We start from the raw sequence: 14,583 nt of genomic DNA, 5'->3' as shown, positions 1-14,583 counted from the left end.
GATGGCCGGGACACCAGCGAGAGGATCGTCATGTCTGCCGTCACCAGCGAGAACCGCGCCCTGCACGCCGTCCTCGGCTCCGGCCCCGCCGGGACCGCGCTCGCCCGGGAACTGGTCCGCCGGGGGCACCCCGTCCGCCTCGTGGACCGCAAGGGCGAGGGCCCCGCGATCGAGGGTGTCGAGCGGCACGCCGCCGACGTGGGTACCCCGCAGGGCGCACGGGCGGCCGTGGCCGGCGCCGGGGTCGTGTACCACTGCGTCAACGTCGGCTATCACCTCCAGGTCGAGGCGATGCCCCGGATCCAGGAGGCCGTCCTCGGCGCCGTCGAGGACTCCGGCGCACGGCTCGTCGTCCTCGACACGCTCTACCCGTACGGCGAGACCGGGGGAGCGGTCATGACCGAGGAGACCCCGTGGCGGGCGACGACCCGCAAGGGGCGCATGCGCGCCCGGCTGGACGAGCGGTACCTCGCCGCGCACCGCGAGGGACGGGCCCGGGTGGTGCTGGGCCGCTCCGCCGACTTCGTCGGCCCCGGCGTGCTCAACTCCACCCTCGGCGGAGCGGTCTTCCCGGCCGCGCTGACCGGCGGCGAGGTGCTCGGCATCGGCGACATCGACCTGCCGCACAGCTACACGGGCATCCTGGACGTGGCGACCGGTCTGGCCACCCTCGGCGAACACCCCGAGGGCGACGGACGGGTCTGGCACCTGCCGACCGCGCCCGCCGTCAGCACCCGCGCGGTCCACGCGCTGATCGAGCAGCGCCTCGGCGGCCCGCTGAACGTCCTGGTGGTCGGGGAGCCCCGCCCCTACGGCCCCTTCGACGCGGAGTTCATGGCCGAGTACGCCGAGATGTGGTACCAGCACACCGAGCCCCAGATCCTGGACTCCTCCGCCTTCGAGCAGGCCTTCGGGGTCACGCCGACGCCGCTGGAGGAGACGGTGGCGGCGACGCTGACGTGGTACCAGGGGCTGCTCGGCGGGCGGTGAGGAGTGGCCGGTGGGTCAGAGCAGAGCCGGGGCCGGGGCGGGCGGTGGTCCGCCCGCGCGGGTGCGGACCGGTGCCCGCCCCGGCCCCGGCGCGCTCACCGGCGTGACCGCGCCCGGTCCAGCGCCGTCACCCCGAACGCCGCGAGGCCGATCTGGATCAGCCACTCGATCCAGTCGACCCCCTTGGTGTCGGCCACGCCCAGCACCGAGGCGAGGGCCGATCCGATCAGCGCGGCCACGATGCCGACCCCGATCGTCCACAGCACGCCGATCCGCTGGCGGCCCGGGACGACCAGCCGTCCGAGCACGCCGATGATGATGCCGATGAAGATGGCACTGATGATCCCGTCGATCTCCATCTCTGCCCCTCCTTGGTGAGAGCCCGTCGACTGGCTTGTGCCCGCTCCACGGTGGGACAGTCGATTCCGGCCCCGCTGCCGACGATTTCGCGCACGTTATTGCCCGCGCTTGATGTTCACAGGGGTGTCATGCCATGTACCTTTCAATCAGTCAACGCGTGTAGAACCCTTCCTTGCTGGATCTACGCGCGCAGATCGCCGCCGCACCCGCCCTCTCCCCACCCCCTCACGGAGGTTCGCCGGATGCCCGGATCACCGAGACACCCCCGCAAGGTCACCACGCTCCTGGCCGGCCTCGGCCTGCTCGTCACCGGAGCCGCGCTCCAGGTCACCGCGACCGCCACCCCCGCCCACGCTGCCACCCCCCACCGGATCCTCTTCGACGACGGCCACGCCGAGGAGGCGGGCAACGCGGACTGGATCATCTCCACCAGCAAGCCCGACCCGCTCTCCCAGGACTCCTCCCCGTCCTCGGAGACGGACTGGACCGGAGCGCTGTCGTCATGGGGCGTCGCCCTCCAGAAGACCGGCGACTACAGCCTCAAGACCGCCACGAGCGCCCTCACCTACGGCGGCTCGTCCACGACCGACCTGTCGAACTTCGACACGCTGGTCCTGCCGGAGCCCAACACGCTGTTCACCACCGCCGAGAAGACGGCGATCATGAACTTCGTGAAGAACGGCGGCGGTCTGTTCATGGTCTCCGACCACACCGGCGCCGACCGCAACAACGACGGCGAGGACGCGGTCGAGATCCTCAACGACCTGATGACGAACAACAGCGTCGACTCCACCGACCCGTTCGGCTTCTCCATCGACTCCCTCAGCATCAGCTCGGACTACCCCTCGGCCATCAGCGACAGCACCGACCCGGTGCTGCACGGCTCCTTCGGCACCGTGAGCAAGAGCCTGATCGCCAGCGGTACGACGGCCACCCTCAAGCCCGCCGACAACTCCGGCGTCAAGGGCCTGCTCTACCGCACCGGCTACTCCGGCAACACCGGCGCCTTCTTCGCCACCAGCACCTTCGGCAGCGGCCGGGTCGCCTTCTGGGGCGACAGCTCGCCCATCGACGACGGCACGGGGCAGTCCGGCAACACGCTCTACGACGGCTGGAACGACTCCGGCGCCACCAACGCCGCCCTCGCCCTCAACGCCACCGAGTGGCTCGCCGGGGGGAGCAGCAGCGGCGGCGGTGACGACGGCGGCGGCTCCGGCACCTGCACCTCCGCGCAGCTCCTCGGCAACAACGGCTTCGAGTCCGGCGCCAGTACCTGGAGCGCGACCAGCGGGGTCATCACCAACTCCTCCAGCCAGTCGGCCCGTACCGGGTCCTACTACGCCTGGCTCGACGGATACGGCTCGGCCACCACCGACACGCTCTCCCAGTCGGTGACCATCCCGTCCGGCTGCACCACCGCCGCGCTCAGCTTCTATCTCCACATCGACACGGCGGAGACCACCACCAGCACGGCGTACGACACGCTGAAGGTCCAGGTGCTCAACAGCTCCGGCACGGTCCTCGGCACGCTCGCGACCTACTCCAACCTCAACGCCGCGAGCGGTTACACCCAGCGCAGCTTCAGCCTCGCGAGCTACGCCGGCCAGACCGTCACGCTCAAGTTCACCGGCACCGAGGGCTCCACGCTCCAGACGTCCTTCGTCATCGACGACACGGCGCTCAACGTGAGCTGACCCCCCGCCGCGCACGACCCGGCCCGGCCGATCCGCCTGCGCGGGCCGGCCGGGCCGCCTTTCTCGTTCCGGTGGGGCAGGGGGTTACGCCCGCGGGGCGCTCCTCGCCGCCGTGAAGGCGCACATCATCCCCAGGATCACGGCCAGGGCGCCGATGATGATGTTGTTGACCACGACGCCGGTGTCCGGGCTGGTCCCGACGACCCACGGCGCGATGATCATCCACACGCCGAGTGCGCACATGGCCCAGCTCAGGCCGTACATCCGGGCCGGAGCAGCGGTGAATCCGAGGCCCAGCAGACCGATCGCGATGCCCACGACCAGGTTGTGGGTCATGAGGTCGGGCTGGCTGGTGGTGTAGTGGAGCACCCACGGCGACACCGCGCAGTACAGACCGAGCAGGAACACCGGTCCGTCCACGAGCGCCACGTCACGGCCGCCGTCGAGCACGGCCTCGTAGCGTGCCCGCATCTCGGATACGTCGGGGTGGGTCGATATGTCGCTTCTACCTGGCGAGACGTTGGCCATCACTCGTCTCCTTCGACTGCAGGCCTGACCGCGTCTGGTGCGGTGTGCGGTAAGCGCCGCGCACAGACATTCTGCGCTTATTCGGCCTTTATGTGTAGAGGGGTGCAGAGGCCGCCCCCGGGGAGCGCCGACACTCCCCGGGGGCGGGCGGGAGGGGCCGAACGGTACTTCCGGGGGAGGGCCCGGTCCGGATGCACCCGCGCGGCGGGGAAGGAGAAGGGGCGTCGCCTACGCGTGCAGCGTTGATGCGTCGAAAACAGATTCGCCCTGGGGCTCCAGGCGGACCCGCAGCCGCTGCATGCCGCGCCGCGCATGGCTCTTGACCGTGCCGAGCGGCCAGCCGGTGCGCTCCGCGATCTGGGTCTGGGTGAGGTCCTCGTAGAACGTCAGCCGCAGCACCCGCTGCTGGGGCGCCGGGAGCCGGGCGAGTTCGCCGCTCACCAGCACGCGGTCGAGCGCGGCCTCGGGGCGGTCCCGGTCCGGGTCGGTGAGGGCCAGCTGGGAGCCGGCCGCGGCGACGAGACGCAGCCGACGGGTCCGCGCCGCCAGGCTGTCGGCGATCCGGCGGCGGGTGATCCCCACGATCCAGCCGCCGAGCGTGCCGCGCTCGGGCCGGTAGCCCGCACGGCCCCGCCACACGCCCAGGAACACCTGCTGGCTGACGTCCTCGGCCTCCCGCGCATCCCCCAGGGACCGCCAGGCCAGCGAGTGCACCAGCGCGGACCAGCGCCGGTAGGCGGCGGCCAGACAGGCCTCGTCGCCGGCCATCAGACCGCGGGCGATCTCCTCGTCGGCGAGCGGCTCCGCGCCGGTCGCGGGCAGGGACGGGACGGCGGGGGACGGCAGCGGGCTCATGACGACGGCTCCTCACCTCGGGCGACCCGTCCCGGGCCGGTGCGGGACGTCCTGCGGGGCGCGGCCCCGTGAGGTCATCGTCCGAGCGGCGGCCGGTCCCCCTCAACACGCGTCGTTTCTGCGTCGTATCAGCCGTAAAGTCGGCACATGAGCGAGTCCACCGCCCCCGACGACACCGCACTGACCACCGGCGCCCTGGCTCGCCGCCTGGGTGTGGCCCCCACCACCCTGCGCTCCTGGGACCGGCGCTACGGCATCGGTCCCGCCGTGCGCGGGGACGGCCGGCACCGCCGCTGGCGCCCGGACGACGTGGCCGTGCTGGAGGCGATGTGCCGGCTCACCTCGGCCGGGGTACCGCCCGCCGAGGCCGCCCGCGCCGCACGGGAGGGCGCCGGCCCGCTCCCGGGCCACACGGCCGGCGGGGTGCGCGAACGGTCGCGGGAGACCGGCGGGCTCCCGCTCGGCGGCGACGTCCGCCAGGAGTGCAGGGGCCTCGCGCGTGCCGCCGTACGACTCGACGCGCCGGCCGTCGCCGAACAGCTCACGCAGGCCGTCGACCGGCACGGACTGACCGCCGCCTGGCAGGAGGTGATGGTGCCGACCCTGCACGCCGTGGGACGCAAGTGGGCCTCGTCCGGGGACCGGTACGTCGAGGTCGAGCACCTGCTGTCCTGGCACGTCTCCACGGCCCTGCGCCGCGCCACCCGCCCCGCCGCGCCCGGCGACGTCCCGGGCGGGCCGGGCCCGGTGCTGCTCGCCTGCGTACCGGGGGAGCAGCACACCCTTCCGCTGGAGGCGCTCAACGCCGGACTCAGCCGGCTCGACGTGCCCACCCGGATGTTCGGCGCCGCCGTGCCGGCGGAGGCGCTGTCCGCGGCCGTCCAGCGGCTGGGCCCGGTGGCCGTCGTGCTGTGGGCCCAGGCCCGCTCCACCGCGAGCCTGGCCCTCGCCCGGCATGTCGCGGCGACCCGCTGGGGCGTGCGCGGGGCCCGCCGCACACCGTCCGTGGTGCTCGGCGGCCCCGGCTGGGCCGGCCGCGCCCCCGGCCTGCCCCGCCCGATTGCGCTGGACGACGCCCTGGAGACGCTGGCGGCCGTGTACGACGCCGGGTGAGACGCCCCGCGACCGTCCAGCCGACCCAGCCGGCGGTCGCTGCCGGTCATCACGAAGAGGATCTTGGCCATGGGGGTGCCTCCGGAGGTGTCGCGCGGGTCGTGCCCCTCGCATCCCATCCGGTGCGGCGGACCGGTCAGTCCCGGCCACGCGCCCGCTTGAACCGGGCCAGGCCGTCGGCGAGGTCCACGATCGGGTCGGGGTAGTCGACGGCCGCCCGGTCCAGCCCCCGCAGCCGCCACGGTTCGTGCACCGCCGCACCCGCCAGGTCCGCGAGTTCGGGCACCCAGCGCCGTACGTACGCCCCGTCGGGGTCGTACCGCTTGGCCTGGGTGACCGGATTCAGCACCCGGTTGGGCCGGGAGTCCGTGCCGGTCCCGGCCATCCACTGCCAGTTGAGCTGGTTGTTCGCCACGTCCCCGTCGACCAGGAGGTCCAGGAAGTGCCGGGCGCCGATCCGCCAGTCGACGTAGAGCGTCTTCGTGAGGAGACTCGCCGTCAGCAGACGCCCCCGGTTGTGCATCCAGCCCTCGTGGAGGAGCTGCCGCATCGCCGCGTCCACCACCGGATAGCCGGTACGGCCCTCCCGCCACGCCTCGACGTCCCCGCCCGCCGTGCGTTCTGTACGCCAGCGGTCGTGCTTGGTGCGGTAGTCCGCGAGCGCCGCCCCCGGCCGCGCGGCCAGCACCTGGCGGTGGAAGTCGCGCCAGGCGACCTGCCGTACGAACGCCTCGGCGCCCGGCCCGCCCGCGGCGCGCGCCCGGTGCACCAGCTCGACGGGGGAGAGGGCGCCGAAGTGCAGATACGGCGAGAGCCGTGAGGTGGCGTCGCCGGCCAGGTCGTCGTGCCGGTCCTCGTACGCCGGGACGCCCGAGCGCAGCCAGGCGGTCAGCCGCGCGCGGCCCTCCGTCTCGCCGCCCTCGGCCAGGGCCGGCGAGAGACCCGACAGGCCCTTGCGGTCCGGGAGTTCCTCCGAGCCGACGCCCTCCGGCACCCGGACCGCCCGCGGCGCGCCGAGCACGTCCCGCAGCCGCTGCCGCGACCAGTGTCCGAAGTACGGCGTGAAGACCGCGAAGTGGTCCGAGGAGCCGGGGGCCAGCACACCGGGGTCCACCATGGTCGTCACCGTGCCGTGCACATGCAGCCGCACCCCCTCGGCCTCCAGCGCGTGCCGCAGCCGCTCCTCGCGCCGCTGCGCGTACGCGCTCCCGTCCGCCGCCAGATGGACCTCGTCGGCCTCCGCCTCGGCGGCCACCCGGCACACCTCCTCGACCAGGTCCCCGGACCGCAGCACCAGCCGGCCGCCCCGCTGCCGCAGCCCCGCGTCCAGATCGCGCAGACAGTCGGCGAGGAACGCCAGCCGGTTGGGCGCGGCGAACCCCGCGCCGTCCACCGCGCGGTCGCGCACGAACAGCGGGACCACCTCGCGCGAGCCGTCGAGGGCCGCGCGCAGCGGAGGGTGGTCGTGCAGCCGCAGATCGGAGGTGAACAGGACGACCGAGACGTTCATGGCGGGCTCCGGGACGAGGGGATGTCGGACTGTGGGGCTGTGGGCCTGTCAGGCGCTTCCGTCCGGTGGGGCCCGGCGGATGCGCCCGCCGTCAGCCGGCGGGCGTCCGTTCGTCCGTCCGCGCCGCCGCGTCCGCCAGGGCCGCCCGCGCGATGTTGCGGGCCATGCCGCCGAACACGACGGCGTGGAACGGCGACACGCTCCACCAGTAGGCGTGGCCGAGCAGCCCGCGCGGGTGGAACAGGGCGCGCTGCCGGAAGCGGGTGCGCCCGGAGCCGTCCGTCTCCGCGTACATCTCCAGCCAGGCCAGACCCGGCAGCCGCATCTCGGCCCGCAGCCGCAGCAGCCGCCCCGGCTCGATCTCCTCCACCCGCCAGAAGTCCAGCGAGTCGCCCACCCGGAGCCGGGCGGCGTCCCGGCGTCCCCGGCGCAGTCCCACCCCGCCCGAGAGCCGGTCCAGCCAGCCCCGTACCGCCCAGGCGAGCGGGAAGGAGTACCACCCGTTGTCGCCGCCGATGCCCTCGATCACCCGCCACAGCGAGGCCCGCGGGGCGTCCACCCCCAGCTCGCGGTGGTCGCAGTAGAGGCTTCCGCCAGCCCAGTCGGGGTCGGTGGGCAGCGGATCGCTGGGTGCCCCCGGCAGCGAGGCCGAGGACCAGCGGGTGGTCACGCGGGCCTCGCGCACCCGCCGCAGGGCCAGCCGGAGCGCCTCGTCGAAGCCGATCGGATGGCCCGGCGGATCCGGGACGTACCGGGCGATGTCGTGCTCCCTGCACACCACCTCGTGCCGCAGCGACTCGGTGAGCGGCCGGGCGATCGAGGCCGGCACCGGGGTGACCAGTCCGACCCAGTGGCTGGACAGTCCGGGGGAGAGCATCGGCACGGGCAGGATCAGCCGGTGCGGCAGCCCCGCGACGGCGGCGTAACGCTCCATCATCTCGCGGTACGTCAGGACGTCCGGGCCGCCGATGTCGAAGGCCCGGCTGACCTCGGCCGGCATCCGCGCGGCGCCGGTCAGCGCGCGCAGCACGTCCCGTACGGCGACCGGCTGGATCCGGGTGTGCACCCAGCTCGGGGTGACCATCACCGGCAGCCGCTCGGTGAGATAGCGCAGCATCTCGAAGGAGGCCGACCCCGAGCCGATGACGACCGCCGCCCGCAGTACGGCCGTGGGCACGCCGGAGCCGAGCAGGATGCGGCCGACCTCGGCGCGGGAGCGCAGATGCGGGGACAGCCGTTCCTCCGGGACGCCGGACGGGGTGAGCCCGCCCAGATAGACGAGCCGGCGCACGCCCGCGCCGTGCGCGGCCCCGGCGAAGATCCGCGCGGCCCGCCGGTCCGTCTCCTCGAAGTCCTCGCCGGTGCCCAGCGCGTGCACCAGGTAGTACGCGACGTCGACGCCCCGCATCGCCGCCGCGACGGACTCCGCGTCCGTGACGTCCCCACGGACCACCTCCACCCGGCCCGCCCACGGATGGTCGCGCAGCCGCCCGGGAGAGCGGACGAGACAGCGCACCCGCAGGCCCGCCGCCAGCAGGTCCGGGACGAGCCGTCCGCCGATGTACCCCGTGGCTCCGGTCACCAGGCACAGGGGCCCGGCGCCGAGGTCGTCTGCCGTCATGAACTCTCGGTCCTTCGCGTCGGCCCCCCTGGTGACCGTCGTCCTCTGTCTACCCCTTCCCGCCGGAACGCCGTCCCGGATGCGCCGCTCGCGCCGGTGCCGCCCGATCGGCCGGGCGGGGCGGGCGACTAGGCTGATCGCGTGGCCACAGCGAACGACCAGGACCGGCAGCCGGGGGAACGGGAACGGCGGTCCGGCGACCCCGGGGCGGGGACCGATCTGCACGCCTTCGCGGTGGCGTTGCGCCGGATGAACGGGGAGATCAACCGCCTGGTGCACGCGTTCGCCGGCGAGCACGGGCTGCACGCCACGGACGTCCAGGCGCTCGCCGCGATCCTCGACTCCGAGGAGCCATTGACGCCGAAGCGGCTGCGGGAACACCTCGGACTCACCTCCGGGGCCGTCACCGCGTGCGTGGACCGGCTCGAGCGGGCCGGGCACATCCGTCGCGTCCGCGAGAGCGCCGACCGCAGGGTGGTGCACCTGTACTACGCGGCCGACGCCCGGTCCGCCGCCCGCACCTACTTCCGCCCGCTCGCCCAGGCGACCGACGTGGCCCGCTCCCGGTTCACCGGGGAGGAACTCGCGGTGGTGGTGAGGTTCCTGACGGCGATGAACGAGGAACTCGGCACCATCGCGCCGCACGGCCGCTGAGCCGGGCTAGGATCTGCGGGAAAACTCACTCAATCATCGAGATTGTTTATGGTTGAGATTGTTCACTGTCGAGATCAGCAGCACCGAGATTCCTGGAGCCCGGAGCGCCATGTCCTCCCCATCCCGGCGAGCCCGCCGGCTCGTCCCGCTACTCCTGATCGCCGTCTGGCTCGCCGTCGGCGGTGTCCTCGGCCCCTACGCGGGACGCCTCGGCGAGGTGGCCACCAACGACCAGGCCGCGTTCCTGCCGCGCAGCGCCGAGTCCACCGAGGTGGTCGCCGCCCAGCGGGCCTTCCGCCAGGACGAGACGCTCCCGGCCGTCGTGGTGTGGACGGGCTCCGGCCTCGCGGACCGACGCGCGACGGCCGACCGGGCCCTGGCCTCCCTCAGCGGCACCCCCGGGGTGCGCGGCCGGATCTCCCCGGCCGTCCTCGCCGAGGACGGCGCCGCCCTCCAGGCCGTGGTCCCGCTCCGCCCGGACCTCGGCGACGGGCTCGCCGCCGCCCTCGACCGGATCCGTGCCGCCGCCGAGCACGTCCCCGGCGCCACCGTCCGGCTGGCCGGCCCCGCCGCGGGCCAGGCCGACCTCGCCGACGCCTTCGCCGGCATCGACGGACTGCTGCTCGGCGTCGCCCTGCTCACCGTCCTGGTGATCCTGCTGCTGGTCTACCGCAGCGTCCTGCTCCCGCTGGTGATCATCCTCGGCGCGGTCTTCGCGCTGGGCCTCGCCTGCGCGGTCGTGTACGTCCTCGCCGACCACGACGTGGTCCGGGTCGACGGACAGGTCCAGGGCATCCTGTCGATCCTCGTCATCGGCGCCGCCACCGACTACGCCCTGCTGCTGACCGCCCGCTTCCGTGAGGAACTCGCGCGGGGCGGCGACCGTTTCACGGCGGTGCGGGCCGCGCTGCGGCAGTCCTGGGGCGCCGTCGTGGCCAGCGCCGCGACCGTCGCGCTCGGGCTGCTCGCCCTGCTGCTCAGCGACCTCACCAACAACCGCGCCCTCGGTCCGGTCGGTGCCCTCGGCATCGGCTGCGCCGTCCTGTCCTCGCTCACCTTCCTGCCCGCCGTCCTCGTCGTCCTGGGCCGCGCCGCGTACTGGCCCGCCAAACCCAAGGCGGAAGCGGCGGAGGGCGGGACCGACGGCCGCGGTGTGTGGGGCCGGGTGGCCGGGCTGGTCGACCGGCGGCCGCGCCGGGTCTGGGCCGCGACCCTCGCCGTCCTGCTGGCCGGCGCCGCCTTCGCGCCGGCGCTCCGCTCCCAGGGCGTCCCCCTCGACGAGACCTTCGTCAACGCCGCCCCTTCCGTCGCCGCCCAGAAGACCCTGGGCGAGCACTTCCCCGGTGGTGCCGGCAACCCCACCGTGGTCGTCGCGGACGCGGACCGGCTGGAGCGGGTGCTCGGCGCGGTCCGCGGCACCGAGGGCGTCGCCTCGGCGGCGGCCGGGACCGCGAACGGACGCCCCGGCGGCTCCCCGCTGGTCGTCGGGGGCCGCGTCCGCGTCGACGTCACCCTCGCCGCCGCCGCGGACAGCGACGACGCCCTGCGGACGGTGGCCCGGCTGCGCACCGCCCTGCACGCCGTCCCCGGCGCGGACGCCCTCGTCGGCGGCTACACCGCCCAGCGGTACGACACCCTGCGCACCGCCGAACGCGACCGCACGCTCATCGTCCCGGTCGTCCTCGCCCTCATCCTGCTCATCCTCGCCGGGCTGCTGCGGTCCCTGCTGCTGCCCGTCCTGCTGGTCGCCACGGTCGCCCTGAACTTCCTCGCCACGCTGGGCGTCTCCGCGCTCGTCTTCCGGTACGTGTTCGGCTTCACCGGCACCGATCCGTCCGTGCCGCTCTACGGGTTCGTGTTCCTGGTGGCGCTGGGCGTCGACTACAACATCTTCCTCATGTCCCGGGTCCGCGAGGAGTCCCTCGGGCACGGGGTGCGCCGGGGCGTCCTGCGCGGCCTGGTCAGCACGGGCGGAGTCATCACCTCGGCGGGCGTGGTGCTCGCCGCGACCTTCGCCGCGCTCGGCGTGATCCCCCTGGCCTTCCTCGTCCAGATCGCGTTCATCGTGGCCTTCGGCGTGCTGCTCGACACGCTCGTGGTGCGCTCCCTGCTGGTGCCCGCGCTGGTCCTGGACATCGGGCCGCGCGCCTGGTGGCCGAGCCGCCTGACCGGGGACCGCCGGGCCGCGACGGCCGACGGCCCCTCCCGGCCCGCGGCGGAGGAGGACCCCGTGCCCTCGGCGTGAACATGCCCGCCGCGATCCGGGGCAGACGCTGCGTGGTCGTCCGATACGGCCCGAGAGATACGGCCCCGAACCGGAGGTGTCCGCCCCATGCGCGCGACGGTGCTGGAACGCTTTCCCGCGGGAGCGCCCCGCGGCTCCTGGCCGGCCGAGGAATGCGCGGCGCGGCTGCGCGCCGAGGGCCGCCCCGCGACCGTCGTCATGGACCTGAGGTCCGACGCGTTCCTGGTGGTCGTCCCGGCGCACGACGAGGAGTGAGTGCCGGAGCCGGTGTCCGGCGTCCGGTGTCACCACCCGGCTCCGGTGGCCATCTCCCGGGCCCGGCGCACGAACACGTCGTGCAGGTCCCGCGCGGCCTGGGGCACCGACTCCGCCTTGCGCCGCTGGAGCGTCAGCAGCACCCCGGTCGTGTCCCCGGCGAGCGGGCGATGGGTGAGCGCACCGCGCCGTGAGCGCAGCGAATGGGGGTCCCCCCGGCCGAAGGCTGGGGGAGGATCCCCGACGACACTGAAGTCCGGCAGGACCGTAGCCCCGAGCCCCTCGGCGGCCATCAGCTTCCCCATCTCCGCGCCGTCCGTCGAGTACGCGAACGCCGGATCGCGGCCGCCGAGGAGCCGGTGCACGAAGCGGTGCATGACATAGCCCGACCGCATGACGATCAGCGGGACGCCGAGCAGTTCGTCCACCGACACCTCCGGCCGTGCGGCCAGTGGACTGTCGGGCCGTACGCACACCACCGGGCGCCCGCGCAACAGCTCGGTGGACTCGAACTCGGCCGGCACGTCGTCGCCCTCCAGATGGTTGACCAGCCCCAGATCGAACCCGCCCTCCAGCAGCCCCCGGTGAATGTCCGTCTGCTGGGCGCCCACCACCTCCACCTGGGTGAGGGCGTGCGCGGCACGGAACTCCCGCAGCACCGGGAGCAGCAGCGGCGTGGTCGCCGCGTTCACCGTGGTGACCCGCACCATCCGCCGGATCCTGTGCTGTTCGCCCGCGGCCGCCCGGAGCCGGTCCACCGCGTCGAGCACCCCGATGATGTGCGGCAGCAGCTCCCGGCCCGAGGCGCTCATCGTGGCCCCGGACCGCTTGCGCTCCAGCAGATCGACGCCGAGCTCCCGCTCCAGGTTCCGCACGGTCTCGCTCAACGCGGGCTGGGAGAGCCGCAGTTCCTCGGCCGCCCGGCGCAGCGAGCCGAGCCGTGTCACCGCCGCGATGTATTCCAGCTGTTCTGTTCGCACCCGCAGCAGAATGCGGTCCCATTCCACGGTCGTTCAAGGGTTTCCCTGTCACACCTTCGTGAAATTCAATGGTCCGCGATACGAGACCGGTCGGGTTTTCCTTGACTGCCCTCACCGGCGACTGCCACGATCGACGGCATGACGATGCGACTGGACCTCACGCGGCGACGCCACGTCGACCTCGCGCGCGTCTCCAGCGCCTCCTGTCGCGCCGCGGCCTGATCCCTCCTTTCTCCGTTCCCTGAGATCCGCCGCGCCTTTTCTTTTCCCCGCCTGAATTCGCCGCGTCCCCCGAATTCGGCGTGCCCGAAAACATTCCGCCACAGGAGTTCCGCATGCCCGCCGTGCCCCTGAAATTCGCCTATTGGGTCCCCGACGTCAGCGGGGGACTCGTCACCAGCAGGATCGAGCAGCGCACCGACTGGGGGTACGACTACAACCGCGAACTCGCCGTCCTCGCCGAGAACAACGGCTTCGACTACGCCCTCAGCCAGGTCCGCTACATGGCCGGCTACGGTACCGAGTACCAAAGTCATCGCCGCCGTCCGCTTCGCCGTGAACGTGGTCTCCGGCTGGTTCAAGGGCGAGTTCACCGCCCTCGGCGAGCCCTGGCTGGAGCACGACGAACTCCCCCAGTTCTCGGCTTCGCTCGAACCGGGGGCGCCCCCATCCGCCGCTCCGAGGAGTTCATCCGCGCCCTGCGCGGGATCTGGACCGAGGACCACATCGAACTCGCCGGGGACTTCTACCGGTTGCGCGACTTCTCCCTCAAGCCCAAGCCCCTCAACACGCCCGAGCGCCCGCACCCGGAGATCTTCCAGGGCGGCAACTCCACCGCCGTCCGCGCCTCCGCCGCCGCGTCCGGACGTACGGCACCGAAGTTCGGCCTCAACGGCTTCCTGATCGCCCGTGACACCGAGGCCGAGGCCCGCGAGACCCTCCGGGAGATCGTCGCGCACGCCGACCGCGAGGGCTTCGGCGCCGCCGTCCGGCAGGCGGGACCGTCCACAGCCGACGGCAAGGGCATGTGGCAGGACTCCACCCTCGAGGACCTCGTCCAGTACAACGACGGCTTCCGCACCGGCCTCCTCGGCTTCCTCCATTACCACGAGGAGGTCGAGTACTTCGGCAAGCGCGTCCTGCCGCTCGTGCGCGAGCTGGAGGAACGACTGCCGGAAGCAGTTCCCGCGTCCGTGCCCGCCCACGCCTGAAAGAGGACCCATGGCCACCGTCCTGTCCGTCTCCGGCAGCCCGTCCGCCTCCTCCCGCACCGGGCGCCTGCTGCGCCACCTCGACCAGCGGCTCACCGCCCAGGGTCACGAGGTGATCCCGCTCGACGTCCGTACGATCCCCGCCGAGGCGCTGCTCGGCGCGGACTTCCGCCACCCGGCGATCGTCGAGGCCACCGCACTGTTCGCCCGCGCCGACGGCGTGGTCGTCGGCACGCCCGTCTACAAGGCGTCGTACTCCGGAGTGCTCAAGGCGCTCCTCGACCTGCTCCCGCAGTACGCGCTGACCGGGAAGACCGTCCTGCCGCTGGCCACCGGCGGCTCCACCGCCCATGTCCTGGCCCTCGACTACGCGCTGCGGCCCGTCCTGAACTCCATGGGCGCCGCGCACATCGTGCAGGGCTGGTTCACCCTCGACAAGGACATCACCGCCCACGAGGACGGCACGGTCACCGTCGCCCCGGCCACCGCCGAGGCACTCGGCCAGGTCGTCGACCAGTTCTCCGCCGCCCTCGGCCGCACCCCCTACCTGGCCGCGGCGAGCTGACC

General features: G+C 73.4%; 14 protein-coding genes and 1 pseudogene. 9 read left to right on the top strand and 6 right to left on the bottom strand.

The window, feature by feature from the left end; all coding sequences use genetic code 11:
• The first annotated feature begins 30 nt into the window (after positions 1 to 30).
• Positions 31 to 990, top strand: coding sequence for an NAD-dependent epimerase/dehydratase family protein (locus tag ABZ490_RS30240; protein WP_358996752.1), 960 nt, complete (start codon positions 31 to 33; stop codon positions 988 to 990).
• A gap of 95 nt (positions 991 to 1,085) precedes the next feature.
• Here ABZ490_RS30240 and ABZ490_RS30235 read toward each other — a convergent pair whose 3' ends face one another.
• Positions 1,086 to 1,349 carry a GlsB/YeaQ/YmgE family stress response membrane protein gene (locus ABZ490_RS30235; RefSeq protein WP_358996749.1) on the bottom strand — a complete coding sequence of 88 codons (264 nt, stop codon included), beginning with the start codon at positions 1,347 to 1,349 and terminating at the stop codon, positions 1,086 to 1,088.
• 243 nt (positions 1,350 to 1,592) lie between these two features.
• On the opposite strand from ABZ490_RS30235, the gene ABZ490_RS30230 reads away from it, so the two are divergent.
• Positions 1,593 to 3,044 carry a hydrolase gene (locus ABZ490_RS30230; protein WP_358996746.1) on the top strand — a complete coding sequence of 484 codons (1,452 nt, stop codon included), beginning with the start codon at positions 1,593 to 1,595 and terminating at the stop codon, positions 3,042 to 3,044.
• An 84-nt stretch (positions 3,045 to 3,128) separates the two neighbouring features.
• Here ABZ490_RS30230 and ABZ490_RS30225 read toward each other — a convergent pair whose 3' ends face one another.
• Both ABZ490_RS30225 and ABZ490_RS30220 read right to left on the bottom strand, forming a co-directional pair.
• Positions 3,129 to 3,572 (bottom strand): SPW repeat protein, encoded by a 444-nt coding sequence (locus ABZ490_RS30225; protein WP_358996743.1) that lies wholly within the window; start codon positions 3,570 to 3,572, stop codon positions 3,129 to 3,131.
• Between the two features lie 228 nt (positions 3,573 to 3,800).
• Positions 3,801 to 4,427, bottom strand: a complete 627-nt coding sequence (locus ABZ490_RS30220) for a sigma-70 family RNA polymerase sigma factor (protein ID WP_358996740.1) — start codon at positions 4,425 to 4,427, stop codon at positions 3,801 to 3,803.
• A 147-nt stretch (positions 4,428 to 4,574) separates the two neighbouring features.
• Here ABZ490_RS30220 and ABZ490_RS30215 point away from each other — a divergent pair, with 147 nt between their 5' ends.
• Positions 4,575 to 5,540: a MerR family transcriptional regulator gene (locus ABZ490_RS30215; RefSeq protein ID WP_358996737.1), complete on the top strand. Its 966-nt coding sequence runs from the start codon at positions 4,575 to 4,577 to the stop codon at positions 5,538 to 5,540.
• Between the two features lie 136 nt (positions 5,541 to 5,676).
• Here ABZ490_RS30215 and ABZ490_RS30210 read toward each other — a convergent pair whose 3' ends face one another.
• Together ABZ490_RS30210 and ABZ490_RS30205 are read right to left on the bottom strand one after the other, a co-directional pair.
• On the bottom strand, positions 5,677 to 7,050 hold the full coding sequence (locus ABZ490_RS30210; RefSeq protein ID WP_358996734.1) for a deoxyribodipyrimidine photo-lyase: 1,374 nt from the start codon (positions 7,048 to 7,050) through the stop codon (positions 5,677 to 5,679).
• 91 nt (positions 7,051 to 7,141) lie between these two features.
• Positions 7,142 to 8,671, bottom strand: coding sequence for an SDR family oxidoreductase (locus ABZ490_RS30205; protein ID WP_358996732.1), 1,530 nt, complete (start codon positions 8,669 to 8,671; stop codon positions 7,142 to 7,144).
• A gap of 141 nt (positions 8,672 to 8,812) precedes the next feature.
• Between ABZ490_RS30205 and ABZ490_RS30200 the strand changes: the two genes are divergently transcribed.
• From ABZ490_RS30200 to ABZ490_RS30190, 3 genes are all read left to right on the top strand, one after another.
• Positions 8,813 to 9,325, top strand: coding sequence for a helix-turn-helix domain-containing protein (locus tag ABZ490_RS30200; RefSeq protein ID WP_358996729.1), 513 nt, complete (start codon positions 8,813 to 8,815; stop codon positions 9,323 to 9,325).
• Between the two features lie 109 nt (positions 9,326 to 9,434).
• The gene (locus tag ABZ490_RS30195) at positions 9,435 to 11,570 is read left to right on the top strand and encodes an MMPL family transporter (protein ID WP_358996726.1); all 2,136 of its coding nucleotides are present in this window, start codon (positions 9,435 to 9,437) and stop codon (positions 11,568 to 11,570) included.
• 87 nt (positions 11,571 to 11,657) lie between these two features.
• Positions 11,658 to 11,825 (top strand): hypothetical protein, encoded by a 168-nt coding sequence (locus ABZ490_RS30190; RefSeq protein WP_358996724.1) that lies wholly within the window; start codon positions 11,658 to 11,660, stop codon positions 11,823 to 11,825.
• Positions 11,826 to 11,854: 29 nt separating this feature from the next.
• Here ABZ490_RS30190 and ABZ490_RS30185 read toward each other — a convergent pair whose 3' ends face one another.
• The gene (locus tag ABZ490_RS30185) at positions 11,855 to 12,805 is read right to left on the bottom strand and encodes a LysR family transcriptional regulator (protein ID WP_358996721.1); all 951 of its coding nucleotides are present in this window, start codon (positions 12,803 to 12,805) and stop codon (positions 11,855 to 11,857) included.
• A gap of 138 nt (positions 12,806 to 12,943) precedes the next feature.
• On the opposite strand from ABZ490_RS30185, the gene ABZ490_RS30180 reads away from it, so the two are divergent.
• The 3 genes and pseudogenes from ABZ490_RS30180 (at position 12,944) to ssuE (ending at position 14,581) form a co-directional block, all read left to right on the top strand.
• A complete protein-coding gene (locus tag ABZ490_RS30180; protein WP_350710819.1) occupies positions 12,944 to 13,027 on the top strand; it encodes a putative leader peptide in 84 nt (27 codons plus the stop codon).
• Between the two features lie 113 nt (positions 13,028 to 13,140).
• Positions 13,141 to 14,016, top strand: a pseudogene (locus tag ABZ490_RS30175) (LLM class flavin-dependent oxidoreductase).
• A 10-nt stretch (positions 14,017 to 14,026) separates the two neighbouring features.
• Entirely contained in the window at positions 14,027 to 14,581 is a 555-nt protein-coding gene (gene ssuE, locus ABZ490_RS30170; RefSeq protein ID WP_358996719.1) for an NADPH-dependent FMN reductase, read from the top strand.
• Positions 14,582 to 14,583 lie beyond the last annotated feature (2 nt).

This window comes from Streptomyces sp. NPDC005811, from assembly GCF_040630405.1.
Taxonomy (GTDB): Bacteria; Actinomycetota; Actinomycetes; order Streptomycetales; family Streptomycetaceae; genus Streptomyces.
Note: the sequence above shows the minus strand (reverse complement) of the source record. Positions and strands in the feature narration are given on the sequence as shown.